The organism is Pseudomonas sp. LBUM1640 (assembly GCF_059716225.1).
Map to the genome: position 1 here is coordinate 3,566,238 of NZ_CP166816.1, position 24,588 is coordinate 3,590,825.

The 24,588-nt window shown below is 58.8% G+C and carries 12 protein-coding genes, 1 tRNA gene and 1 pseudogene; 7 read left to right on the plus strand and 7 right to left on the minus strand.

Annotation, left to right across the window (positions count from 1 at the left end; all coding sequences use genetic code 11):
• The first annotated feature begins 90 nt into the window (after nucleotides 1-90).
• Nucleotides 91-618 (plus strand): DinB family protein, encoded by a 528-nt coding sequence (locus ACA065_RS16015; protein ID WP_497690511.1) that lies wholly within the window; start codon nucleotides 91-93, stop codon nucleotides 616-618.
• 2 nt (nucleotides 619-620) lie between these two features.
• Here ACA065_RS16015 and ACA065_RS16020 read toward each other — a convergent pair whose 3' ends face one another.
• Complete coding sequence (locus tag ACA065_RS16020; RefSeq protein ID WP_497690512.1) at nucleotides 621-1,079, minus strand: GFA family protein; 459 nt, start codon at nucleotides 1,077-1,079, stop codon at nucleotides 621-623.
• A 181-nt stretch (nucleotides 1,080-1,260) separates the two neighbouring features.
• On the opposite strand from ACA065_RS16020, the gene ACA065_RS16025 reads away from it, so the two are divergent.
• Complete coding sequence (locus tag ACA065_RS16025; RefSeq protein WP_497690513.1) at nucleotides 1,261-1,542, plus strand: hypothetical protein; 282 nt, start codon at nucleotides 1,261-1,263, stop codon at nucleotides 1,540-1,542.
• 9 nt (nucleotides 1,543-1,551) lie between these two features.
• Here the strand turns inward: ACA065_RS16025 and ACA065_RS16030 are convergent, their stop codons facing one another.
• The gene (locus ACA065_RS16030) at nucleotides 1,552-1,917 is read right to left on the minus strand and encodes a VOC family protein (protein WP_497690514.1); all 366 of its coding nucleotides are present in this window, start codon (nucleotides 1,915-1,917) and stop codon (nucleotides 1,552-1,554) included.
• Nucleotides 1,918-2,147: 230 nt separating this feature from the next.
• Between ACA065_RS16030 and ACA065_RS16035 the strand changes: the two genes are divergently transcribed.
• Nucleotides 2,148-2,234 (plus strand) — tRNA-Leu (locus ACA065_RS16035).
• Between the two features lie 119 nt (nucleotides 2,235-2,353).
• On the opposite strand, the gene ACA065_RS16040 is transcribed toward ACA065_RS16035, so the two are convergent.
• Nucleotides 2,354-3,265, minus strand: coding sequence for a LysR family transcriptional regulator (locus ACA065_RS16040; protein WP_497690515.1), 912 nt, complete (start codon nucleotides 3,263-3,265; stop codon nucleotides 2,354-2,356).
• 118 nt (nucleotides 3,266-3,383) lie between these two features.
• On the opposite strand from ACA065_RS16040, the gene ACA065_RS16045 reads away from it, so the two are divergent.
• On the plus strand, nucleotides 3,384-4,589 hold the full coding sequence (locus ACA065_RS16045; RefSeq protein WP_497690516.1) for an MFS transporter: 1,206 nt from the start codon (nucleotides 3,384-3,386) through the stop codon (nucleotides 4,587-4,589).
• A gap of 7 nt (nucleotides 4,590-4,596) precedes the next feature.
• The gene (locus tag ACA065_RS16050) at nucleotides 4,597-4,764 is read left to right on the plus strand and encodes a hypothetical protein (protein WP_497690517.1); all 168 of its coding nucleotides are present in this window, start codon (nucleotides 4,597-4,599) and stop codon (nucleotides 4,762-4,764) included.
• A 32-nt stretch (nucleotides 4,765-4,796) separates the two neighbouring features.
• Here ACA065_RS16050 and ACA065_RS16055 read toward each other — a convergent pair whose 3' ends face one another.
• Nucleotides 4,797-5,177: a hypothetical protein gene (locus ACA065_RS16055; RefSeq protein ID WP_497690518.1), complete on the minus strand. Its 381-nt coding sequence runs from the start codon at nucleotides 5,175-5,177 to the stop codon at nucleotides 4,797-4,799.
• Nucleotides 5,178-6,129: 952 nt separating this feature from the next.
• Nucleotides 6,130-10,785: a DUF637 domain-containing protein gene (locus tag ACA065_RS16060; RefSeq protein WP_497690519.1), complete on the minus strand. Its 4,656-nt coding sequence runs from the start codon at nucleotides 10,783-10,785 to the stop codon at nucleotides 6,130-6,132.
• Between the two features lie 61 nt (nucleotides 10,786-10,846).
• Here ACA065_RS16060 and ACA065_RS16065 point away from each other — a divergent pair, with 61 nt between their 5' ends.
• Nucleotides 10,847-12,106 carry an IS256 family transposase gene (locus ACA065_RS16065; RefSeq protein ID WP_497690520.1) on the plus strand — a complete coding sequence of 420 codons (1,260 nt, stop codon included), beginning with the start codon at nucleotides 10,847-10,849 and terminating at the stop codon, nucleotides 12,104-12,106.
• Between the two features lie 571 nt (nucleotides 12,107-12,677).
• Here the strand turns inward: ACA065_RS16065 and ACA065_RS16070 are convergent.
• Together ACA065_RS16070 and ACA065_RS16075 are read right to left on the minus strand one after the other, a co-directional pair.
• Nucleotides 12,678-21,770 (minus strand): annotated as a pseudogene (locus ACA065_RS16070) (two-partner secretion domain-containing protein); the annotation flags it as partial.
• 33 nt (nucleotides 21,771-21,803) lie between these two features.
• Nucleotides 21,804-23,525 carry a ShlB/FhaC/HecB family hemolysin secretion/activation protein gene (locus ACA065_RS16075; protein ID WP_497690521.1) on the minus strand — a complete coding sequence of 574 codons (1,722 nt, stop codon included), beginning with the start codon at nucleotides 23,523-23,525 and terminating at the stop codon, nucleotides 21,804-21,806.
• Nucleotides 23,526-23,782: 257 nt separating this feature from the next.
• On the opposite strand from ACA065_RS16075, the gene ACA065_RS16080 reads away from it, so the two are divergent.
• Nucleotides 23,783-24,511, plus strand: coding sequence for a helix-turn-helix domain-containing protein (locus ACA065_RS16080; protein WP_497690522.1), 729 nt, complete (start codon nucleotides 23,783-23,785; stop codon nucleotides 24,509-24,511).
• Nucleotides 24,512-24,588: the final 77 nt, after the last annotated feature.

A 24,588-nucleotide genomic window follows, 5' to 3' on the forward strand; every position in this document is an offset into this window, starting at 1 on the left:
ACAACCATAGCCCGCTGCCAGTGGAACACCATGACCGCCGGGCGGGCACGCTTTATGATGGCGACATCGCGCCATTGAGAGAGCACACACGTGAACCGCATTGAACACATCGCGTTGATGGCCAACTACAACCAGTGGATGAACCGCAAGGTCTACGCCGCCGCTGACAAGCTGACAGACAATGAATTAGAGGCGGATCGGCAGGCATTCTTCGGCTCGATTCTCGGCACCCTCAATCATCTGGCGCTCGGTGATACCGTCTGGCTCAAGCGCTTCGCCCAGCACCCGGCAGGCTTTTCGGCGCTGGCGCCATTAAGTGTGATTGCCACACCCACCGACCTCAAGCGGCTGGCCTTTGCCGATATCCGCGAGCTGTCAGCCCATCGCACCTGGCTGGATCGACTCATCATCGACTGGGCCCAGAGCCTGCGCGAGCCCGACCTGGATCAACACCTCAACTACCACAACATGCGCGGCGTGGCGAACACCAAGCCGTTCTTCGGCCTGCTGGTGCATTTTTTCAACCACCAGACTCACCACCGAGGCCAGGCAACCACGTTGCTGACCCAGGCGGGCGTGGACGTGGGCGATACCGACCTGCTGGCGCTGATTGACTGAACTCAGCGCGCGTTGAACGCGGTGTAGGCCTGCATCAAGCGTGGGAAGTCTTGCGGCGCAGGTAATTGTGCAAAGCTTTCGACGGCGGGCGTGGCGGCCCACGGCAGCTTTTCACTGGTCCAGGTTTCCATAAACGGCACGTAGTCGTGGGCATTATCCAGCAAGGCAGCACGCACGTTGACGAACTCGTCGATGCCATGGGGCCGCGTAAACAGCCAGCTCATGCAGTGCGGGCAGCAATAATGGCGATCCACACCGTGCAAACCGCCAATCACCGGGCAGCCTTGGGTCACGGTGAAGCCGCTGGCGGGAATCAGGGCGCTGAGGGAGAAGGCGCTGGCGGTCATTTTCTGGCAGCCGCTGCAATGGCACGCCATGGTGATCACCGGCGGCAGGCTGACACTGAAACGCACACGGTTACAGCGGCAACTGCCTTCCAGCGGCAGGGTTTCGACGCTCATCATTCATTCCTTTTTATGAGTGTGGCGGCACAGGGTAGCGTGAACCCATGTAAGTGCAAAACCGAACGCTGCGCCACGCCTGGGGTCGTAACCATAAGGCGCCGGGGTTAATTGCCCCGCCCTGCTCGCGCGCAACCACTGCTTTTGGCGGCGCGTACCCCCATAAGAAGGAGACGCTTACATGGTCACTCACTTCAAGGTCGCCGGGCATTTAGCCTGCGGCCATCACGGCAGCAACCTCACCTCCAGCACTGAGCTGAACCGGGTCAAATGCCGTACCTGCCGCAATACCGACGCCTACAAAGAGGCGCGCCGCACCCAGCGCAATGCCGCGCGCCGCTCCGCGCGCAAAGCCCGCACCCACACTGCCAGCGACTGGCGCAGCGCCTGGACACAACGCCTCACCGACCTGCCTGGGTTGCAGCGTTTGCCACGCGGTTTCAGCGGTCAGCCATTTGTCTGAGCGCCTGACCTATTCGGGCTTTGAAAAAATATTCACCCAGTTCTGATCTGGGTCCTGGAGCAGCGCGGACGTGTTACCCCATGGCATTTTCGTCGCGGGCATTACCACGTTCACGCTGCTGACCCGCAGCACGACGGCCTCCACCTCCTCCACTTGAAACTCCAGGATCGCCGAGCGGTTGCTCGCCGCAACGGCTAGCCCGTGGTTATGCAGGCGGATCAAACGCTCATCGCTGATCGCCAAGACGACGCCATCAAAATGCACCTCAGCAAAGCCCTCCGCGAGATGCCGGGGTTCAAGGGTAGAAAGCTTTTGATAGAACTGGAGGAGTTGCTCAAATTGCTGGGTAACGAGACGGACGGAGGCGAATTTCATGAGTGAACCTGGCTTGAAAGTGAAACCTCACTCTATTTCACACCCGTGTCAGTTCTTGGCAGGAGCGTTTCGGCCGGTATCAAGAACCTCCCCACAGCGCCAGGTTTCCGGTGTAGATCACTGATCCTACAAGCTTTTTCAGCTTTGCATGAATGCGATAAACTCAAGCTTCGACCTTGCATCCAAGCGCGTGGGTCTATATATTCCCAACCCTGCTGCACCGCGCTGCCGCCCGAATGGCGAAACTGGTAGACGCATGGGACTTAAAATCCCCCGCTCGTAAGGGCGTGCCGGTTCGATTCCGGCTTCGGGCACCATCTTTTGTTCCACTGGCAGCCAGCAAAGTCCGTGGAACCCTTTAAAACCCGCCTTATTGGCGGGTTTTTTCGTTATAGCGTTCCGACCGCCTTCAGTTGACTCCACCGATTGGCCCGACTCATTCAAAGTCACTCAGCCCCGCCACCAATGCCTCAAGCACTACGCGAACCTTGGGCTGTGCTTGACGGCTTTTGACCCAGGCCAAGGTGACCTCAAACCCTTCAGTCGCCAGGTGCGGCAGCACCTCAACCAGTGCCCCTTCTTGTAGCTGCTGCTCAATCAGCCACGAGGGTAACTGGACGATGCCGCAGCCCGCCCGTGCAGCCATCACCAGTCCATCGCCATTGCCCACCACCAGTTGCGGCGTAACTTGCCTATGCTGCGTCACGCCCTGCTCGCTGGTGTACCGCCAAGGGCTGATGCGTCCGTCAACCCAGCCGTAGGCAATGCATTGATGGTGCTCAAGGTCGCCCTCTGACAACGGCGTGCCATGGCGAGCCAGGTACGCAGGCGATGCACAAAACACGTGCCGCTCGCGCGCGAGCAGCCTGTGCCCTACCGTCTGCGGCCAAACATCCGCATTGCCGATACGAACCACGATGTCGACGCCAGCCTGGAATGGGTCTACCAACCCATCGCAGAAGGATATGTGCGGCACCAGCAACGGATGCTCATTCATCCAGGGCAGCAGGATCGGCAGTACCTGCGTGCGACCGAATGGGCCTGGCAGGTCAATGCGCACTCGCCCGCGCGGCCCGGTACTTTCGCTGTGCAGTGACAACTCGGCCTCTTCCAGGTCGGCCAGCACCCCGGTGCACGTACGCAGGAACGCCGTGCCCGCGTCGGTCAGCGCCAGTGTACGCGTCGTCCGTTGAAACAGTCGGGCGCCCAAGCGTTTTTCCAACCTGGCGATGCTTTTACTGATGGCAGAGGCCGTCAGGTTCATTTTCTCGGCCGCCGCCGCGAAGCTGCCGTGCTCCGAGACGCAGACAAACACGTCGATACCCTTCAAGCGTTCGGAGGAAAACATTGACGTTCCTTATTCATGAATTCAATTCTTGGCTTTCGATAGAAAGCATCCTAAATCAGAATTCACCTCACCAGTAAGCTGTGTCGCTTGCACCCTGTAAATGGACGATGAGGCCCGAATGCTCGCCACGCTGAAAACCTATCCCTCCACCCTTAACCTGCTGCTGTCTGCGTCATTGGTATTAACCCTGGCCCGCGCGATCACCCTGCCTTATCTGGTGATTTACTTGTCAGGCAATTTTGGCTTGAGCATCGCCGATATCGGCCTGGTGATCGGCAGCACGCTGATCATCGGCTCGCTGTTGAGCCTGTACGGCGGCTTTCTCGTCGACAGGCTGTCCAGTTACCGGCTGATCCTCACCTGCTGCGGCGTGTTCACGCTGGGCTTTCTGGGCGCGTACGGCGCATCCGCGCTGTGGCTGTTTTATCTGTGCCTGGTGTCAATCAACCTGGCGTATGCGGTCATCGATATCACGGTGAAAGCCGGGTTTGGCAGCCTGCTCCCTGTGGACCAGCGCAGCGAAGTGTTTTCGATCAAATACACGCTGACCAATATCGGCTATGCCGTCGGCCCGTTCCTCGGCGCGGGCGTGGCCGCCCTCGACATCAGCCTGCCGTTTTTGCTCTCGGCGGGGCTTGGCGCCGGGTTCTTTTTTGTTTACTTCGTGTGGGGCGACAGGGGCTTGGCGACTGGCGAGGCACAGCCCAAACCCGCGCCCTTTCTGGCCGTCGGCAAACTGCTGCTGCGCGATTACCGCCTGGTGTGCTTCACCCTCGGCGGGGTGTTGAGTGCCGTGGTATTTGGCCAGTTCACCGCTTACCTCTCGCAGTACCTGATTGTGACCACCACGCCCCACGCGGCCTACCGGACTATCAGTACGGTCGTTGCGACCAACGCCCTGATGGTGATCAGCCTGCAATACAGCATTGGCAAGCGCATTTCCGGTCGACACCTGAACGTTTGGCTCGCGGCGGGACTCAGCCTGTTTCTCGTCGGGCTTGGCGGTTTTGCCCTGTCGACCACGTTGATGGTATGGATGGCGTCCATGGCGATTTTTACCCTGGGCGAAATCATCGTCTTCCCGGCCGAATACATGTTTATCGACAACATTGCACCGAGTCACCTGCGCGGCATGTATTACGCCGCACAGAACTTAAGCAACATCGGCGCGGCGCTAGGGCCGGTGCTGTGTGGCATCGTGCTGGCAACGCAGCCGGCTCACTACATTTTTTACATGTTGATGCTGTTTATCATTGCCGGTGGGTTGCTCTACGGGGTGGGGGTTGCCCTTTCAGCTCAGCGCCCCCCTGAAGAGCTGAAGTAAGCCCATAGTGAGCGCCTCGACTGCTCGCCAAAGCGCCCGAGCAACCCTGGACGCCGCACTCGCCGGCTATGAGTTGGCAGTCAGTGAAGCGACGTTGCGCCGTCGACTGGCGGACGAGGGGGTTAATTTCAGCAAGTTGCTGACGGAGATCCGCATGCACCACGCGACGATGTAACTATAAAGCTCTGACTTTGATTATCCTGCGCCTCATATATCCTGCTCCGGCAAAAAGCGCTTGCGTAAAAATTTTTTGCAACTTTCTGGCGCAACACCTATCAGCACTTCCGCACTACAGCCCTGTAGCAATGCATGATCGACTATTGACTCGACAAAATAATACATACATTCAACATTGTGATCCAAAGCCAACTCACTGTCTTTTACGATCTTAAGTAAGTCACCAGACGTCACTTCCTGCACAACCACAGCGCCTAATGACTCGTATGCAGAAATGTAGTACCCATTATTTATAACTCCTGACACGCCACCCAGATCACTCAATGCATCTTCTAGTTGCGTCTTTGAAATTGAAAATTGCGATGCGAGCCATAAAAGGCTTTTTTTAAAGTACTCATCGTCCGAGAGCATTTTCGAGATCCTTTACAAGCTGTTTAGCAAAATTTATATCCCTTTGAGTGTAAGGATAATTCCCCGCAGGTTGGTTCTCGGCATTTCTAATCAGATCACCAAGCCGTTTACTTACTTCGATGGCTTTTTGCTCGTGCCCTGCCGGGGACAACAATTCGCCCGTAGATTTCTCATAACGAACAGCGTCAGCTAACCCGCCATTTCCGACTCTGTTACCCGTCTTAACCGCACCATAATAAGAGTCCAATATCTTTTCAAGCCTTTCGCTATCGGCCGGCCGATAAGAAGGCCCTAATCCATTTTTGGAAACCTCTACAGTGGTTTTCGTTCCGCCCGTTTCAATTGCTTCGCCAACTGAACCTGACGCTCTTCCTGCCCCAACACTTGCGTCGGTTGCTCCTGTAGCTCCCGCACGTGCGCCCCCTCCTGCTATGCCCTCGCCAATTTGATTTAGCGTTCAATACGGGCCAGCCCACGATTTAAATTACGGTGATCTGGCACCATTTACGTAAGCCTTCTTTTTCAAAGCTGCCTTCTATCAATCTATTGAGGACCCGTCTACCGATGTATATCTCAGGGCCACCCTTCCTCTCTGCCTCAGATATACGTCGCTATCATTACAACGGAAAATCCTTTAGGTACACATCAAGATCCTCACTGGAAACTCCAGGTGCACCGATTTGAAGCCACCGATCAAACTCCTGGGAAAACGCAGTTAAATACTTTCCGTCTTTCATTATTCCTGACGAGTGAGCGCCATACTCCGAAACGAACCGCAAATGGTGAACAACTAGAATCCACAAGCGCCGACACTCCAACTCTTGAGGTGCGCCAACGCTCTCACTGGTTACATATGAAGAGTCGCCCTCGACAAAAGCCAAGACATCTCTAGCCCGCCCGACGTTTACGAGTTGCCGAATCGCCTCGACTTTTTCCAAAATTGCTCTCCACGTTAAGGTAGAAATCTCACACCGCTACCAGCTCCAGATATTTCAGCTTTAGTAAACCCTAAAGCATTCATTGTTTTTCCAAGCGGTGTTAACCATATAGCTTGTTCTCTAGTCAATCCCGAAGCCGTTGCCGCTCTAAAAGCTTCTAGATTTGTATGACCTAACTGCGCTGCAACAGATTTAACATTGCCTGGACCAACAGTTTCTATGGCCCTTGATACCATTTCACTACCAACCCCGCGACCCGTCACTGTAGTACCATACCAATCGATATATAACTCTCCTTCAGGAGAATATCTAGCAAGCAGGTCAGATTGAGCATAGTTACTGCTGACGGCTTTCCCTGAACTGTCAAATTTTTGCCTTGCTGAAAGCTCAACGCTTATATGTCCCTCCGCACCAGAAACAGACTTTATCTCAAACTCCAAGCCCGTCCGTTCCGCCGGTACAAAACCTTTAGCTATAGTTGGGATGTTTTTTGCTTCCCGCACTCCAGCCCAATAAGCATACGCCTTTTCAATCCCACTCGCTTCCGCTGCCGTGCTGCTACCTCGAACCGAGCCGCCCACCGCCCCAATCGGCCCGAGCAGTATCCCACCTATGATTCCAGGACCTTCAGCGTATACTTTTTGCAGCTCGGCTCTTGCCGTCAAAGCTCTGTCGATCAATGTAAACTTGTACGTATCACAGACAGGTGATGTGCATTGCAACTCACCTAAGGCAGCAAGACCACCATGGATTTCGCCTAGCAGGGCATTAGCCCTGGCAGGCCCAACAGTGCCCAAGGCATCTTTGAGGTTATCCTGACTCAGCTGGCTATAGTTTGTATTACCGTACTGCGCTGTCCACGTGTTCCGATAGCAGATGTCGCTCCCTGCGCAGGCATTCATGTCCCCAACGAAGTCCACCATTTCATAGTGGTTCAGAAAGTTATATTGGGTGGCATTTTTAGCAATCCATGCACCTGTCTCCAGCGCTTCGGCGTCGCCACCCGCCAGGGCAGCCGACAACAATCCCACCAGTTGAGAGGCGGAGGTCAACAGCAGATCTCGTTGTTGCGGATCCAACTGCGTCACCGTGCGTCGCAATTGAGTGGCGAGGGCTTCGTTCGCACCTGCGGCCACTGCCCCCGCCAGGAAACTGCTCCCCGACGCCTGCGCCAGTAAACCACCGATCAGTGCATGGACCGCTATCTTGTCGGCGCTGCCGTCGACCATCCGCTGCCCTCCGACCGCATCGAAACTTGCGGCTGCCACTGTATTGAGCAACGACGTGGTCAGCGCTCCGCCAAAACTTGCATCCATCCCCAGCACCTTACTCAGCGCTGTTGACGTACCGTTTTGCAATATCTGAGTGGCAGCGAATCGACCGATGCCATTTATGGTCGTTAGGTCAATCTTGATTTTCCCGGTCAACGGGTCTACTTGCGTACCCGTCAGATCGCCGAAAACACCTACTGCGAGTCCTGATGTTAGCCCATTGACCACGTAGCCTTTTAGAGCATCGTTAGAGGTCGTATCCTTTATTACAGCACCGAGATCGCCGCGGTTATTGACAAAGCTAACCGTCGCGTTGGTTGCCGCGCTGGTAGCAACCGCAGCACCACCTGCAGCAACTGCCGTGCTGGCACCCGCAGCAGTCAGTGCATCCATTGCCATGGGCCCTACGAAATAGGCCATGACGATGGCTATGACCAGTTGGGCTCCGACTCCAAGCCCTGAGTTGCTGTATTTGAAACTGTCGTGAATCTCCTTAACCTGCCGCCAATCCACATCCCCTCGTTTCTCAGCGTCCTTGAGCCATGCCAGTTGCGGGTCTGCCTGCACCATTGCATCGATAGTCTGGCTAACGGTCTTCTGATCAATGTGTTTGATGTCGATTTTCAAGCCATCAACAGCTTTGATGGTCATATCGCCTTTGGCAATCAATACACTTTGGCGCAGGGTTTCATCGGTATTGCCCTGGCCCTTCGCGCTGGTCCAGGCAAAACTGCTTTTGCTCTTCTCATGACTTTCCTGATGAAGGTCCTTCATCCCCTCAAAAGTCACCGCCCCACCACTGACAATCGCCAGGTCTTCGCCACTTTCCAACTTGGCGACCTGGTACTTCTGGTCACCCAGGCTCTGAATGGTGAGATCACCACCGGTCTTGATTTCGCTGCCGATGTTTTTGACTTTAGTCACTTCATCGCGCTGGGTTTTGCCTGAACCGAAGCCGCCTCCGCGCTTCATGTCGTACAGCGAATAGTCGCTGTCTTCGGCAGAAAGCAGCCCGAGGTTATTGCCTGCGACCAGATAGGCTTCGTCCCCTGCGCTGATACGGCTGGCGATCAACGCCAGGTCTTTGCCCGCACTCAAGGTCACATCACGGCCCGCTGCCACGGTGGTGGCGACCTGGCTGACGTGATCCTCCTGGCGTTTGGTGCTCGATGTCTTGGAGTAGGAGTGTTGCTCGTCAGCGCCTGAGGCAAAGTACATATCGCCGGCTGCGCTCATCGCGACGTCGCGCTTGGCGTCGATTTCGCTGGCGATTGCGGTGAAGTCTCGCCCTGCGCTGACTTTCAGGTCACGACCGGCCTCGACACTGGAACCGTTCTGGGTCACTTCCTCGGCGCGATTACGCTTGCCGCCGTTCATGGTGTCGTGCTGTTGCGCGGAAACCAGATTTACATCGCGCCCTGCAACGATGGTGGTGTCATTGCCACTCTGAAGCACACCGCCGGCGCTGGTGACGTCGCGACCAGCCCGGATGCCGAGGTCGTTGGCCGCTTCGATACGGGCGGCGCTGTCGATGTAATCGGTGTTCTTCGAGAAGCCGATGTTGTAGCCCGCGCTGGTAATGCTGCGTTCGTTGATCACGTCGCCATTGACCGCCGTCATCGACACATCGCGCCCGGCAATAATGCCGCCGGCTTTGTTGACGATGTTGTTGCCCGCCAGCAGGTCCACGCGCTTGCCCGCTTCGATCAAGCCACTGTTGACCAAGTCATTGCCCGCTACCGCCGACAGGTTGTTGCTGGCGCGCAATGTGCCGGCGTTTTCCAGGTTTTTACCGGCGATCAAGCTCACATCCTGACCCGCGATCAGCGCGCCATTCGGTGCCAGGCGGTTTTCGGCCTGGGCCAGGTACACCACCGGCACCAGGACTTTTTCACCATTGACCTCATGCTCTTCCAGCCAGACGATGTCGTGGGTCAGCGCAGCGACTTGCTGCCCCGTCAGCGACACACCCACCGACAAATCGAGGGTCTGTTTGCTGCGGATGGCGTTATCCATCAAGTAACGGAACACCGCCTCGTCCGAGGTCTGGCCGTCGATAAAGCGTTGGCCGGTGCGCTCGACAATCGCCTGCTGAATCAGGCGTTGTTCGTAGAGGCCATCGCCCAAGCGCTTGGCGCTTTCATCCGGGTTGTAACCCAAGCCTGCGAGCAGGTAGTCCGAGCTCATGAATTGCTTGAGGTCGGTGAGCACCGGGTTGGTTTCGATCAGGTATTTGTGCGGCTGCGACACCGCCTTGCTGCCCGGCAAGCCTTGTACCCGGTTGAGGGTTTGGCCGCTTGCGCCTGAGGAAACCAACGCGGCGGAGGCCAGCGGGGTCAGGTCAGGCAGGTTCAAACCACCGGACTGATTGGCGCCTACGCGGGTGTCGCGTTCAGCGCTGGACACGCCTGGCACATTCAGGGATGGCAAACTTCCCGGCGCCGTCACGAGGTTTCGAGGGTCCCTGTCCGCTGTGTTCAGACCGCCGACGGCGGGCGCTCCCGTTGTGTTGCCCGCGCTGATGCCATCTACCCGCGTAATATCCGTACCCGAAGTGCGCCCCGGCAATACGATGCCGGCGTCCGCATTACCGACGACGGATGCATCGACGGTGCGGGCCTGGACGTTGATGCCGTTGGCTTCACGGGCGGCGACCACGACCTGGTGGGTGTCTGCCGCAACCTGGGCCGCGCCGTCCAACTGAAGGGTTCTGCCCTGGCTTTCAGGCAGGGCTTTTTGACGCTGGGCCAAATCGATATCAGCCCCGCCCATCGTCCAACTTTGCGCACCGGAATGCCCTTGGCCGGTCGGTTGGGCGCTGGCGCCGTCCTCACTCAGGCGGAACAGGCCATTTTTACCGGTGGGCAAGCTGAAGCCGCGCAGGGTTACGGGGTTGACCTGCTGCTGAGCCAGGTCCGGAGGCAGTTGGCGATTGAGGTTGATGACGGTGGTGTTGCCCGTTCCTGCAACCTGGGTATTGGTGCTGCGCGATGCGCCGGCAGCAGTTGTAGTGAAGGAGCGCTCGACGCCGTTGGTGATTTTGTTAGTGGCGTTGATCGCAACGTTACCGCCACTCTGGATAATGGCGGGTACAAAGCTCGCCCCATCGGCCGCGATTATTTTTTCGGCGAACGGAGTGGCATTGATAATTTCTGCGGGTGCCTGGCTTGTTACACCGGGTGTGTACCTGACTTTAGGAATGGTCGCACCGGACCCGCCCTTGGGGCCAAAGTTATACGAGTAAGTCGCAAAGCTTTGACCTCGATCGCTGGGCTGCTTAAGTCCGACAATTGATTCTTGCTCGGCCGCGTTCCAGAAGTGAATATTCTTATTATACGTTGGGTCGTTGATAGCATTGTACGTCAGCAACTTGCCCCACAAATCAATGGACGGGCGCATCGCTATATGGGACTGTCATAAATTTTGTGTTCGGGCATAACATTGCTGAAGAGGTGCATGTATGCCGACCAAAAAGAAACTGGCCCGTGAGGCCCCGCGAGACCTTCCAACCATTCCAAAAGAGCTGATCGACCAGTTCGTCAGCGGCCCGATGAGTGCCGAAGCCATTCAGGATGCGTCGATGGCGTTCAAAAAGGCACTGATCGAGCGAGCCCTTGGTGCTGAGCTGGGTCACCACCTTGGTTATCCTCAGGGCGCCGAGCGCCCTGAGGATTCGAGCAACCAGCGCAACGGCAAGAGCAGTAAAACGGTGCTCACCGATGACGGCCCGCTTCGCCTAGACATTCCCAGGGATCGCGATGGAAGCTTTGCGCCGATCCTGATCCCCAAGCACGAACGACGCTTTACTGGTTTCGACGACAAGATCATTGCAATGTATGCCCGAGGCATGACGGTTCGTGAGATCCGTGCATTTCTATCTGAACAGTACGGAACAGACGTCTCTCACGACTTCATCAGCTCAGTTACCGATGCGGTTTTAGACGAAGTAACTGCCTGGCAACAACGACCACTTGAACCGATGTACCCAGTGATTTTCTTCGACGCATTGCGAGTCAAAATTCGCGACGAAGGTTTGGTTCGCAACAAAGCGATCTACCTGGCGCTGGGTGTCTTACCGGATGGAACTCGAGACATCTTGGGCATTTGGATTGAAACAACCGAAGGTGCGAAGTTTTGGATGAAGGTTTTCAACGACCTGAAAACTCGAGGTGTCGAGGACGTTTTGATCGCAGTAACTGATGGCCTTAAAGGTATGCCTGAAGCCCTAAGCGCAGTATTTCCTGAGACGACGTTACAGACCTGCATTGTGCATTTGATCCGCAACAGCCTTGATTACGCGCCTTGGGATAAACGCCGCGAGCTAGCGAAAGCATTGAAGCCGATCTATCAGGCACTCAACGCTGACGCTGCTGAACAAGCGCTGTTAGCCTTCGAAGTCGGCCCTTGGGGCAAGCAATATCCAACGGTCGTAAAGGCCTGGAAACGTGCCTGGGATCGCGTTATCCCGTTCTTCGTGTTTCCCCCGGCCATACGTAAAGTGATCTACACAACGAACGCCATCGAGAGTATCAATGCTCAGTTGCGCAAAATCATCAAGACCAGAGGCCACTTCCCAACAGATGATGCCGCGACGAAGCTAATTTGGTTGGGCTTACGCAACATCACCGCAAATTGGGGTAAGCCGGCACACGACTGGAAGAACGCGATGAATCAATTTGCGATCCTGTATGGAGATCGATTTATCAGGCCAACCTGGTAAAACTAAGGCCTGCCTGACGGCAGGCCGTTACCGGCCCGCACACAAAAAATCTGACACTCTCCGCTATATATTTCAGACTGGTATAGCCACCCATTGCGCTGGCGGTATTCACAAAGTCATTGACTGCAATACTGATGTCGCTGACGGCGGTCACAGCAGAGTTAAAGTTCTCGAACTTATCACCCTGCACGTTCAATTTTTTACCGGACACCAAGTTTGCAACCACCTGCTCGCCGGTGGCCTCGACGTTAAATTTTTGCTGCCAAACCAAATGGGAGGTGAACACCCCGTTCTGTCCCACATAGTTACAGTCATAGCACCTCACCCCGATCGAGGAAGACACCAAGCTGGTCGCCTTAACACTAAAACTCTCCATCTTGTTCGTCACAACCGCCGCCTTCAGCGACATATCCCCCGTCGACTCAATCCGCCCCGACAGGTTATCCACCCGCGCCGCGCGCTCAGCGCCGTTGTACCCGCCCACCTCGACCCCGCCGAGGCTGTAAATGTCGCTGTAGCTGTTGGTCAGCGTGCCCACCTGCAGCTTCATGTCGCCGCCGCTGATCAGCGCTGAACCTGCACCCACGCGCACGCGATCATTGGTCAGGGTTTGTGTATTGATCAGCAGGTTTTGTCCGCTGGCCAAGGTGCCGAAGTTGCTGACGCCACCGGCGTTGATGTTCAACGCGCTGTTGGAGGTTAACCGTCCACGGTTGGTCAACTGCCCACCAACGGTGACGTTGGTGATACCACCGGCAGCGATGCTCGCCGCTTCATTGAGGCTCAATTGCGCCGCCGACATGTCCAGGGCGCCTACGCTGCTGACCTTGCCGTTGCCCTGATACGTGCCGGTCACTTGCAGGGCCATGCTGCCGTCGCTGGCGATCAGCCCGTTGTTGGTCCAATTACCGCCCTTGCCTTCCAGGCGCGTGGACGCCAGCAGTTGCCCGGTCTCTGACTGGGTAAAGTTATTGACGTTAACGTTCAGCCGGCCGGCCTGGATCACGCTGCTGTTGTTCCAGGTGTCGGCGTTGAGGGTCAAGCCGCCACGGGTGACGATGCTGCCACCAGCCCCGGTAACGTTCGGCAGAGAGATGTCGAAGTTGCCGTCACCCAGGTGCAGCAAGCGGCCATCGCTGTTCTGGAAGCTGTTGGCGGCCAGGGTCAGGTCAGTATTGGCGGTTTCCACCACGCCACTGCGGTTATCAAACACACTGCCGATCTGGAACAGCGTCTTGCCGTCGCGGCCCAGCGCACGCAGTTTGCCGCCCTGGTTATCGAGGTTGCTCGCCGTCACGCTCAGCGTACTGTCGCTCTCGATCACGCCATTGCGGTTGGTCAGCGCAGCGTTGCTACTCAGGTCAATCGCGCCACCGGCCATCTGTCCGGCAGTGTTATCCAGGCTTTGAGCGCCTACTTTCAACACGCCCTTGGCGTACACGGCGCCGCTGGTGTTGGCGAAATCCTGGGTGTTGACCCATAGGTCGCCCGTCTGCGCAGCCACGCGGCCGCTTTGGTTATTGAGGCTGTTGGCGAGCAGGTTCAGGCGCTGGCCTTGGGTGGTGCCACCCAGGTTATTCAAAGCACCGGCCAGTTGCGCATCCAGCAACCCCTTGAGGCTGGCAAGTGTGCCGCCACGGTTGTCCAGGTTGCCGGCCTTGACGTTGAGGTCACCGGTTTGCGCAACGAGCTTGCCGTCGCTGTTGTCGATGTCGCCGTTAACGCTCAAGCCCAGGCCGGTCTGGCCCTGCACCGAGCCATTGGCGTTATTGAGGCTAGCCGCGCTCAACTGCACGTCAGCGTCCTGGCTGTAGATCAAGCCGTCGGTTTGGTTTTGCACCGCGCCGGTGCTGGTGATTGCCACCCGTTCCTTGCCGGCGATGGTGCCACGCTCGCTGTTATTCAGGCCGCCGGTGAACAGCGTCAACAGGCCTTGGCTGACGATCTGGCCACCTGCGTCGTTGTAGACCTGGTTGGCCCGTTGCAGCAGCAACGGCCCGGCGCTGGCGAGTTTGCCGCCACTGTTATTGAGGTTGCCGAGCAGGTCAAGGGTCAAGCGACCGTTACTCGCCAGGGTGCCGCCGTTGTTGGTCAGGTCGCCCCCAGTGAAGGTCAGTGCTTGTTGTGCTGTGATGCTTGACTGGTTGGCCAGGGTCGCCGCTTGCAGATCCAGCGTGGCACCGCTGTCGATCAAGCCGCCGTCGCCGTTCACCAGCGCCCCGCTGACCGTCAGGTTCTGCGCGCCGCCGCTGGAAATCACTCCTTTGTCACGGTTATCCAGGCTGGCGGCACGGACATCCAACCGCCCTTGGCTGACGAGCGCGCCATCAGTGTTGTTTTGCAGCGCGCCGGTCAGGCGCACATCGATCGCGCCGTTGCGACTGGACAGCGTGCCGTGGTCGCGGTTGTCGAGGTTGCCACCGTTGACATTCAGGCCTTGCCAACCGGACATCAGGCCGTTTGCGCTGTTAACCAGGCTGGCAGCGTTGAGGGTCAACGCCTGGCTGCTGATCAGCTTGCCGGCGCTGTTGTCCAGGCTGCGCGCCGCCAGCGAAAAGCTTTGCTGGCTGGAGATTTCGCCGCCCTGGTTGTTGAGGTCGCGCAGGTTGTTAAGGGTCAGTGGGCCGTTGGCGAGAATCAGGCCATTACGGTTATCCAGGTCGCTGTTGTTGAGGTCGAGGGCCACGCCCTGCTCGCCGACGATCCGCCCGCCCGCGACTGCCAGGCCGTTAACGCCGATGCTCAACGTGCCTTTGGCCGACACTTCGCCCGTGTTGCCGGTGTTGAGGCTGGCGGCGGTCAGGTTCAAGGTGCTCTGGCTATTGATCAGGCCGCCTGCGCTGTTGTCCAGGGCCATGGCGTTGAGCGTGACGGCGCCGCCGAGCACGCTGCCTTTCTGGTTACTCAGGTCTGCGCTGTGCACCGTCAACGCTTGGGTTGCGCTGATCAAGCCTTGGTCGCCGTTGTTCAGCAGGCCGTCGCTGGTCAGTTGCAGGCCGCTGCGGCTGGTCAAGGTGCCGCCACGGTTGTCCACGGTCGCCGCACGCGCATCCAGGCTGGTGGCACCAATAAGGCCTTTGAGGTTGGTCAACGCCTGGTTAATGCGCAGTGTCAGGCCCTGATTGCTCAGCAGTTTGCCGTTGCTGTTATCCAGTGTTTGCGCGGCCAGGGTGAAGGCTTGGCCGCTGGAAATTTCGCCGTTCTGGTTGGTGACGGTGTTGAGGTTAGTCAAAAGCAACGGACCTTTGGCATTGATCAAACCACCCGCGTTGTTCAACCCGCCGTTGTTCAGGTCCAGGCTCAAGCCGGCGTTGCTGAACAGCTTGCCACCTTGCTGGTCCAGCCCGGTGACGCTGGCGGTTACGCCCTTCTCGCCGCCGATACTGCCGCCGTTGTTAAGTTGCCCGGTGCTCAACGCCAGGGTGTCGCCGCTGTTGAGGCGCCCACCTTGGTTATTCAGCACGCCCGTGCTGACCGAGACCGGGCCTTTGCCGCTGAGGGTGCCCTGCTGGTTGGCGAGGCTAGCGCTGTGTACGACCAGGTTGCCGTCGGTGAGCAACGTGCCGTCCTGGTTGTTCACGCTGTCGGTGACGGCGACATTCAAGCCTTGGGCGCTGGAAACGCTGCCCTTGCTGTTGTTGAGGCTGCGCGCTTTGACGCTCAGCGTGTCTTCGCTGCTCAGCACGCCCTGGCTGTTGTCCAGATCGCCCGTCAGTTCCAGCACCAGCGGTTGTTGGCTGAGCAGCTTGCCCTCGTTATTGTCCAGCGAGCTGCCGATAAGGGTCAGGCGCTGGCCGTTCAATTCACCGAGGGTGCGGTTGATGACTTGATCAACTGCCAGGTTCAAAGCGCCGCCGGCAAACACGGTGCCTTTGTCGCTGTTGTTCAACTGCTGGCCGGTGATGCTGACGTCGGCGTTGCCGGTCAGCTCGCCGGCGCGGTTGTCGACAGATCCCACGTCGAGTTTCAGCGCTTTTGTCGCGCCTACCAGACCGTTGCGGTTGTCCAGCGTGGCAGCACTCAGCTGCAGGCCGTCGGTGCTGATCAGCTTGCCGTTCTGGTTATCCACGCTTCCTGCGTTAACCGTGACGTGGGCCTTGCCGGCAATCTCGCCGCCACGGTTATTGAGCACCGCGCTGGCCAACAGCAAGGCACCGTCGGCAATCAAACTGCCGCGCTGGTTATCCATCGACTCAGTGGCGCTGATGTCCACACCACCGCGACCGCTGAGCAAGCCATCGGCATTGTTCAGTTGCGTGCTGCGTGCGTTGAGGCTGGCGGCACTGACCTGGCCTTTGACGTTGGCCAGCACCTGTTCAACGCGCAAGGTCAGCGCCTGATTGCTGATGAGCTTGCCATTGCTGTTATCGAGGTTTTTAGCCGCCAGGGTGAAGGCGTTCTGACTGGAGATCTCACCGTGTTGGTTGTTGATGCTGGCGAGGTTATTCAGCACCAGGATCGGTGCGTTGATCAACCCGACGTTGACCAGCTCGCCCTCGTGCAAGTCGAGGTTCAGTTGCGTGGTGCTCAACAGCTCGGCGCCGCCCAGTTGGGTGAGCCCGGTGAGGTTGGCATTCAGCACACCAACGCTGCCGATATGCCCGCTGTTGGTCAATTGGGTGGCCGTAAGATCAAGGCTGTCGCCACTGGTGACACGCCCGTCGACAGCGTTTTTAAGGACGCCGGTAGTGAGGGTTGCGGCGCCCTGGCTTTTGATCAGACCGTTGGCGTTATCGAGGCTGGCACTAGCCAGCTTAAGGCTTTGCGCACTCTCGACGGTGCCACCTGTATTGATCAAATCCGTGACGCTGGTGATGGCCAGCGGACCGGCACTGGAGAGGCTGCCACCGGTGTTATCGATACGCTGGGCAGCCAACTCCAGCAGGCCTTCGCTGGTGAGCTTGCCGCGTGTGTTGTCCAGCCCCGCCGACAGTTGCAGCACCAGCGAGCGCTGACCACCGACGGTGCCATCCGTATTGTCCAGGCTGGCGCCGATAAGGTGCGTGTCTTGCGCAAAGACCAAGCCTTTGGCCTGGTTGATCACCTGCGCCATCACCAGTTCCAGCGCGGTCCCCGCCAGCAGCTTGCCGCCGCTGTTATCGAGACGCTGGCCGCTGAGTTCAATGCTTTGCTGGCTGGAAATTTCCCCGGCGCGGTTGTCGACGCTGTCGGCCTTCAGTTTCAGCGCTTTTGTCGCAGCGATCAGGCCTTTGTCACGGTTGTCGACAGCATCGGCGTTGAGCGTCAGGTTGCCCTGGGCAACCAGCTCGCCGCCCTGCTGGTTCAACACGCCGACGCTGGCGTCAAGATCGTCCTGGCTGGCAATCCGGCCCTTGGTGTTATCGATGCTGTCCAGGCTCAAGCGCACCGGCCCGATAGCGCTGGCCAGGCCACCCTGGTTGGTCAGGGTTTGGCCAGTGATTGCCAGTGCCTGCTTGCTGTTGAGCACTCCGTTACGGTTGTCTATCTGGCCGATTTGCAGGTCCAGGTTCTGATTGGCACGCACCGCGCCGCCACGGTTATCCAGGCTGCTGCCGCGTAAGGTCAGCAGGTTCTGTCCGGACAGGCGACCTTCACGGTTGTCCACGCTACCCGCTTGGATATCCATGATCCCTTTGGCCAACACGCTGCCTTTGGCTTGGTTATCCAACAGGCCATCGACCTTCACGGTCACACCACCATCGCTCACCAGGCTGCCGGACTGGCTGTTGTCCAGGCTGGCTGACGTGACGTTCAAACGTTGCCCGCTGCCCAAGGTGCCGCCCTGGTTGACCACTGCGCCGGTCGTCGTCAGGGCCAGGCTTATATCGCCCATCACTTGGCCGTTGCGGTTATTCAACGTCATGGTGTTGACCACACTCGCGCCGCTGCTTGAGACCTCACCGCCAACATTGAGCAAGTCGGCACCGAGGTTCAGCGCCAAGCCTTTGGAACTGCTGAACACCCCGCCGCTGTTATCCAGACGTGCTGCGTCGGCACTGATCCCGGCAGCAGAAACCAGACCTTTGACGTTGATCAGCGCCTGGTCGATCTTGAGCGTCAACGCCTGATCGCTGAGCACCTGGCCATTGCTGTTATCCAGGCTTTGCGCGGTCAGGGTGAACGCCTGCTCGCTGGAGATCTCGCCGTTCTGGTTGGCGACGCTGTTCAGGTTCTTGAGCAGCAGTTGCCCGGGCGCATGGATCAGCCCACCGGCGTTATTGAGCTGCCCCTGGTGCATGTCCAGCGTCAGGTCACTGAGGCTGTAAAGCTCGCCGCCACCGCGCTGGTCGAGGCCGGTAACGCTGGCGTTAAGCGCTTGGTTGCTGGCGATATGGCCGTCAAAGCGGTTATCCACCTGCCCCGCTGTCAGGTCGAGGCGATCTGCACTGGTCAGGCGCCCACTGTACTGGTTGTTCAAGCTGCCGGTGGTGACGCGCACGGCACCGTCGCCCATCAGTTTGCCGCCACGGTTGTCCAGGCTGGCACTGTTCAGGGTCAACGCCATGGCACTGAGCAATTCACCGTTGCGGTTGCTGATGCCCCCCGTGAGAGCCAACACCTGCGCCGCGCCACTGCTGATGCGGCCACCGTCGTTGGTCAGCGTGGCGGCTTGCAGTGTGAGGTTGCCATCGCCGCGCACGGTGCCTTGTTGATTGTTCACGTTATCGACAGTCAGTTGCACCGCGCCATTGGCCAGCACGCGTCCGCCGTTACTGTTATCGAACTGGCTGCCGACCAAGGACAGGTCGCTGACGCTGGACACTTCACCGCCCTGATTGTCGAACTGGCCGACGTTCAGGTTCAGACGCTGGCCGCTGATAAAGCGGCCGCCACGGTTGATCGCAATTCCCGCGTTGGTGACGGTCAGCAGGCTGTCGCCCTGGAGCAGACCTTTGCTGTTGTCCAGTGTCGAACTGTTTACGGTGGTGGTCGCGCCGACAATTTTGCCTTGGCGATTGTCCAGCGCAGTGGTGACGAGTACGTTCACGTCGTCACGTATTTTGAGTTCACCTTCAGCGTTGATCAGGCTGTTGGCCCGCAGGTCCAGGCCGGTGGAGGCGATCAAGCCCTTGGTGTTATCCAGCGCTTGGGCTACACGTACCAACAGCCCTTGCTCGCTGAGCAATTTGCCGCTGCGGTTATCGAGGCTTGCAGCGTTGAAATCCAGCGCCTGAGCAGTAGAAATTTCTCCGCCCTGGTTGTCGACGCTGTTGAGGTTGCTCAGCAGCAACACACCCGGCGCGTGGATCAAGCCGCCCTGGTTATTCAGATGGCCATGGTTCAGGTCGAGGCTCACGCCCGCCTGGCTGAAGAGGTTGCCTTTGGCGCTGTTGTCGAGGCTGGCGGCGCTGATTTGCAGTTGGCCCACCGCACTTAAAAGGCCGGTTTGGTTCAGCAACTGCGCGCTGATCAGCGCAGTCAGGCGTCCGTCACTGACCAGCTTGCCGCCGCTGTTATCGAGGCTGCCGGCACTGATATCAACCGCCTGCCCGGCGAACAGCGTGCCCTGGCGGTTATCGATTAGGCCGAGGCTGCTGAGGTTGAGGGTGGTGTCGCCTTGCAGCAGCCCCTGGCGATTGTCCAGTGACGCGCTGTTGACCGATGCGGTTCGCGCCAACACTTTGCCGTTGCGGTTATCCAGTGCCGCGTCGATCTGCGCGAGCAGGCCGTCACCGGCGCTGAGTGTGCCGCCACTGTTATTCAGGCTGCCGGCACGCATATCCAGGGCTTTGGCCGAGACCAGCCCTTGGGTGTTGTCGAGCGCCTGGGCGATGCGCACGGTCAGCGCCTGTTCACTTAAGAGCTTGGCGTTGCCGTTGTTCAGGGTGTCGGCGGCCAGGGTAAAGGCCTGGCTGCTGGAGATCTCGCCGCCTCTGTTATCGACGCTGCTGAGGTTGCTCAACAGTAATTGGCCCGGCGCATTGATCACGCCACCGTTGTTATTCAGGTGCCCGCGATTGAGGTCGAGGCTGACGGCGCCCTGGCCGAAGAGACGGCCATCATTGTGCTGATCGAGGCTTGCGACATTGGCATTGAGCGCCTGCCTGCCGCTGATGCGCCCGCCTTCGCTGTTGTCGACGTGGCCGGCTTTCAAGTCCAGGCGCACATCGCCGCGCAAGCTGCCGTGCTGGTTATTCACCTGGCCTGCGGCATTCAGGCTCAACAACTGCCCCGCCGATACCAGCCCCGCCACGTTATCCAACGCCGCCAGTTGCAGCGTAACCTGCGCCTGGCTCGACAGTTCGCCACTGCGGTTGACCAGTTGGCCGATACCCGCCGTAAGGTTGCCGGTGCTGGTGACCAGGCCGCCTTGGCTGTTGAGCAGTTGGTCGGCATTTATGGCGAGGCTGCCGGCGCTGAGGATTCGGCCTTGGTTTTGGTTGTCGATCTGCGTGGCGGTCAGCTGTGCAGCGCGTTGGGCGCTCAGCGTGCCGCGCTGGTTGGCGAGTTCGCCGGTTGTGACGCTGAGGTCGCGGCTGGCGATGACGGTCTTGCCGGTGTTGTCGAGGGCTTGAACGGTCAGGCGTACGTCGCCTTGGGTGTTGCGGCTGTTGTCGGGGTTGACACCGGCTTCGATAATGCCGTTGTTGGTCAACCGCCCGCCCGCGTCCAGCGTGATGCTGTCTTTAGCGGCGAGGGTTTGTTGGTTGGTCAGTGCGCCTTGGGTTTTGATCGACAAATCCGTACCGGCGTAGACCGCGCCTTTGGCTTCGACGCTCTGAGCCTTCACGTTTACGGCCGTACCGGCCGAGGTCTGGCCCATCACCACGTTGCCTGCGGCGTCGATCTGAATATCGCCGCCAGCCACCATGTCACCCGACAACCGCACGCCCACACCGGCCTCGGTGCCGACCAACTTGACCGCGCCCACGTACATGCCGCCGAGCGCCGACGAGTCAATCGCCAAATCCGGCGCCTGGCTGCCATCCGCCGCGCGTGCCGTGGCGTTCAAGGTACGTGCGTCGACGTCGTTGCGACCGGCGACGATGGTGAGTTTTTTCGCCTGGATCTGCGCGTTGATGGTGGTGGCGCGGGTGATGATTTCGAACTGGTCGACGTTGCTGGCATTCAGGCCGGCGCCTTCAATGGCGACGTTGCCTTTGTCGACTTGGTAACGGCTGATCTGGCCGTTTTCGATCACGGCTTTACCGGTAGTCAATGTGGCTTGCGGGGTGTTGATAAAGCCGCAGCCGTTACAGCTGATGCCGTAAGGGTTGGCCACGATCACATGCGCTGATTGCCCCGCCACTTCCGTGTAGCCGCGCAATTGGCTGGGGCTGCCGCCGTTGACTTCGTTGAGGATGATAGTGGCGGCGGTGCCTTGGAAATTCGGGTTGCCGACGATGATGCCGCCCAGCTGGGTGGACTGAGTACGCCCGGTGGCGTTGTTGAGAATGACCCCGTTGGCGCCGACGTTGTAGTCATGGAACTGGTTGTGCGACAGGCCGTTGGCGTTCGGCGCGGCGATGTTGATGATCGGCACGCCGTTGCCCGCTTGCGCCAGGCCCGTGCCCGGCGCGCTCACCACAATGCCATCCGCCTGGGCCAGCAGCGGCTGCCAGAACATGGCGTTGGCCAGGATCAACGCTAACCCACGTTTAGGCAGCCCCAGGAACTTGGAGCGGCTTTTTACGGCAGCAGAAGGCTGGCGCGCGAGGAAGGCAAACTGACGAACGTCCATGTCATGTCCCGATGCCCGAGGGCGTTAAAAAATTTAAAGGAAAAAATCCATACGGAAGTAAATCGGCGCTTCACGTTCCGTGATCGCACCGGGTCGTTCCAAAGAGTGGGCAAAGGTCACCGTGGCGGCGACATTCTGGCCGCGCGCAAACAGCTCCACCGAGTTGCTGCTCATGCGCCCATGCTGCTCGGCGTTGTAGCGGTCACGGCTGATCACGCCCTGGTCGTAACCGAGGCTGGTGCCGTATTCGCCGAACACCGGCTGCAGCCAGGCCCAGGTCACCGGACGGCTCCAGCGCAGGTCGTTGCGCCAGTAGCCGCCGCTGTCGCCGGAGAGCATCTGGTCCTTGTAGCCGCGAATCGATGACTGCCCGCCCAAGCTCATGCGCTGCGGGCTGAACAGCACGTCTTCGCTGTGCTGGCCGGTCATCAGGCTGCTGAAACTCAGCGACTCGCCCCACACCTTGAACGGGTACAAGTAGCTCACCGTGGCGGTGTATTTGCGGTAGCGCGCATCGGCCTGGCCGGGTTTTGGGTCGTGATTGGCTTGGGCGTCGAATGCGCCGATGCCGTTTTGCATGCCCAGGTCGATGTTGAGGAATGCGCTGCCGATGCGCCGGCCGTGGTTGATGCCGAATTGGGCTTCGCTGAGGCGGTTGCTGCTCAGCGCCAGCTTGCTGTCTTCGATGAAGTTATTGGTGCGCAGGTAGGCCACGCCGGTGCTCAGCGAGGTTTTGCTCAGCGCGTCGCGATGGATCACGCGCTCCAGGCGCAACTGGTGGTTCTGGCTGTCGCCGGTCTGCTTGAACTTGAAATTATTCGCCTGGGCCTGGGAGCGGTATTCACTTTCGCTGTAGGTGTAGGTGAGGTTCCACCAGCCGAACGGCAGGCTGTAATTGAGCATCGAGTTGCGCGAAGTTTTCTGGTGATCGCTGACTGCATCATGGCCGCCGCGCAATGAAAGCTGATCGGCCAAACCCAGCGGGTTATCCCAATCCAGGCTCGCGCCCCACTGCTGCTCGCCGGTGCTGCGCTGGCCGCCGTTGTGCCGTGACAAGCCGACACGCCAAGGCTTTTGCGGGGTGTTTTTAACCAGCACATCACTGCCGCCCACGGCCTTGCCCGGCGCCAACTCCATCTGCGCCTGGTTCGATGGCAGGCGGTTGAGCTGGTCGACCATCTGCTCGATCTCGCGCAGGTTGAGCAACTCGCCGGTCTTGCCGGGGAAGCTCATCGCCAACTGGCGGTCGGTGATGCCGCTGCCTTCGGCGCCTTGCAAACTTTCGAGTTTGCCTTCGACCACTTGGATCTTGAGGTTGCCGCTGGAAAGGTCCTGTTGTGGCAGATAAGCGCGGCTGGTCACCAGCCCTTTTGCGAGGTAGCGGTCGGTGATCACCTTGAGCACCGCGTTGAGCTGCGGCACGCCCAGGCATTGGCCGATGTAGGGCTTGATCAACTCAGCGCGCTCGCCTTCGGACAACGCGTCGGCGCCGGCAAGCTCGACGGTTTTGATCGGGAAGCAACGGGTGTCAGCGGGCGTGGTCGGTGCCGCAGGGGCAGCGGACTTGCCGGGCAGGTCCTTGAGGTCTTCAAGGCGCTTTTGCTGCTCTTCGAGCAGGCGGTCCTGGCGGTCGCGAATCAGATCGGTGATGCCGGGGGTGTTCTGCGGGGGGGCGGCGTGCGCGAGTCCGACAGTGCCCAGGCTGAGAAGAACGGACAACAGGCCAAGCCTGGTCCGACGCATAAAACGCCACATTTCCAGATCCCTCTGCATGGCGTTGTGCCATTATTTTTTGCGATCTTAGGGTGGCGTTTTGATGGCGTCAATTAAATGTACGGCTTTGTATCTCTACTCATACATAAGAATTTCCACCTCATTTAACTATCTTTATAGATATCAATTAGTTAATTACATTCAGCAGCGGTCAATGCATGCTCGGTGCTTGAATCCAGACCTGTGCAAGCCTACCCTGCACACCGAAAAACTCACCCTTAGCGTCAGGAAGACCTTACATGTGGGATGGCAGCGTTACCTTTGGTGATTCATGGGCCGGCTACATTGGGCGCGCGGATCAAAATACTGCCCACTCCCATGTCGCCATTCAGCTGTGCATCGGCGTGCACCAGCCCGTCAAGCTGCAGTTGCCCGGCCAGCTGATCCGCGCGGCCGGGGTGATCATCGGCCCCAACGTCGAGCACCGTGCGGTGGCCGACAAGCATCCAGTGGCCTTTGTCTACATCAGCCCGGACACTCCACTGGGCCGCGCCCTCAAAGCCTTGTTGCATGACAACGGCATCGCTCTGGCCAGTGACGAACTGCTGGAGTGTTTTCGCCGCACCACGTCCCTGCCGCAGTTTGTCGAGGCGCTCGCACGGTTGCTGGCGATCACGCCGCCCATCGATCAGCGCCTCTATAAGGCCTTGAACATTCTGCGCCTGGACCGCGACGGCCCCGGCTGCGTAAGCCGTGCGGCCAACGCGGTCGGCCTGTCCAGCCCGCGCTTGCGCTGCGTCGCCACTCACCAGATGGGCGTTTCGCTGTCGCAATGGATCATCTGGAACAAACTTGAGCGCGCCTCCAAGTCCCTGGCGGGCGGCTCTACCTTGTCGGACGCCGCTGCAGAGGGTGGCTTTTCCGACCAGGCGCACCTAGCCCGCATGATGCGCCGCATGATTGGCATGACGCCCCGCACCGCTGCCAAGGTTTTGCGCAAGACAAGCGTTTCGTTCAAGACGCAGTGATATCAAAACGCCAATATCGATCGCCTCTTATTCGCGAAAACGTTAAGCGCTGATTGCCTTCCCACAAAGCACGTCAG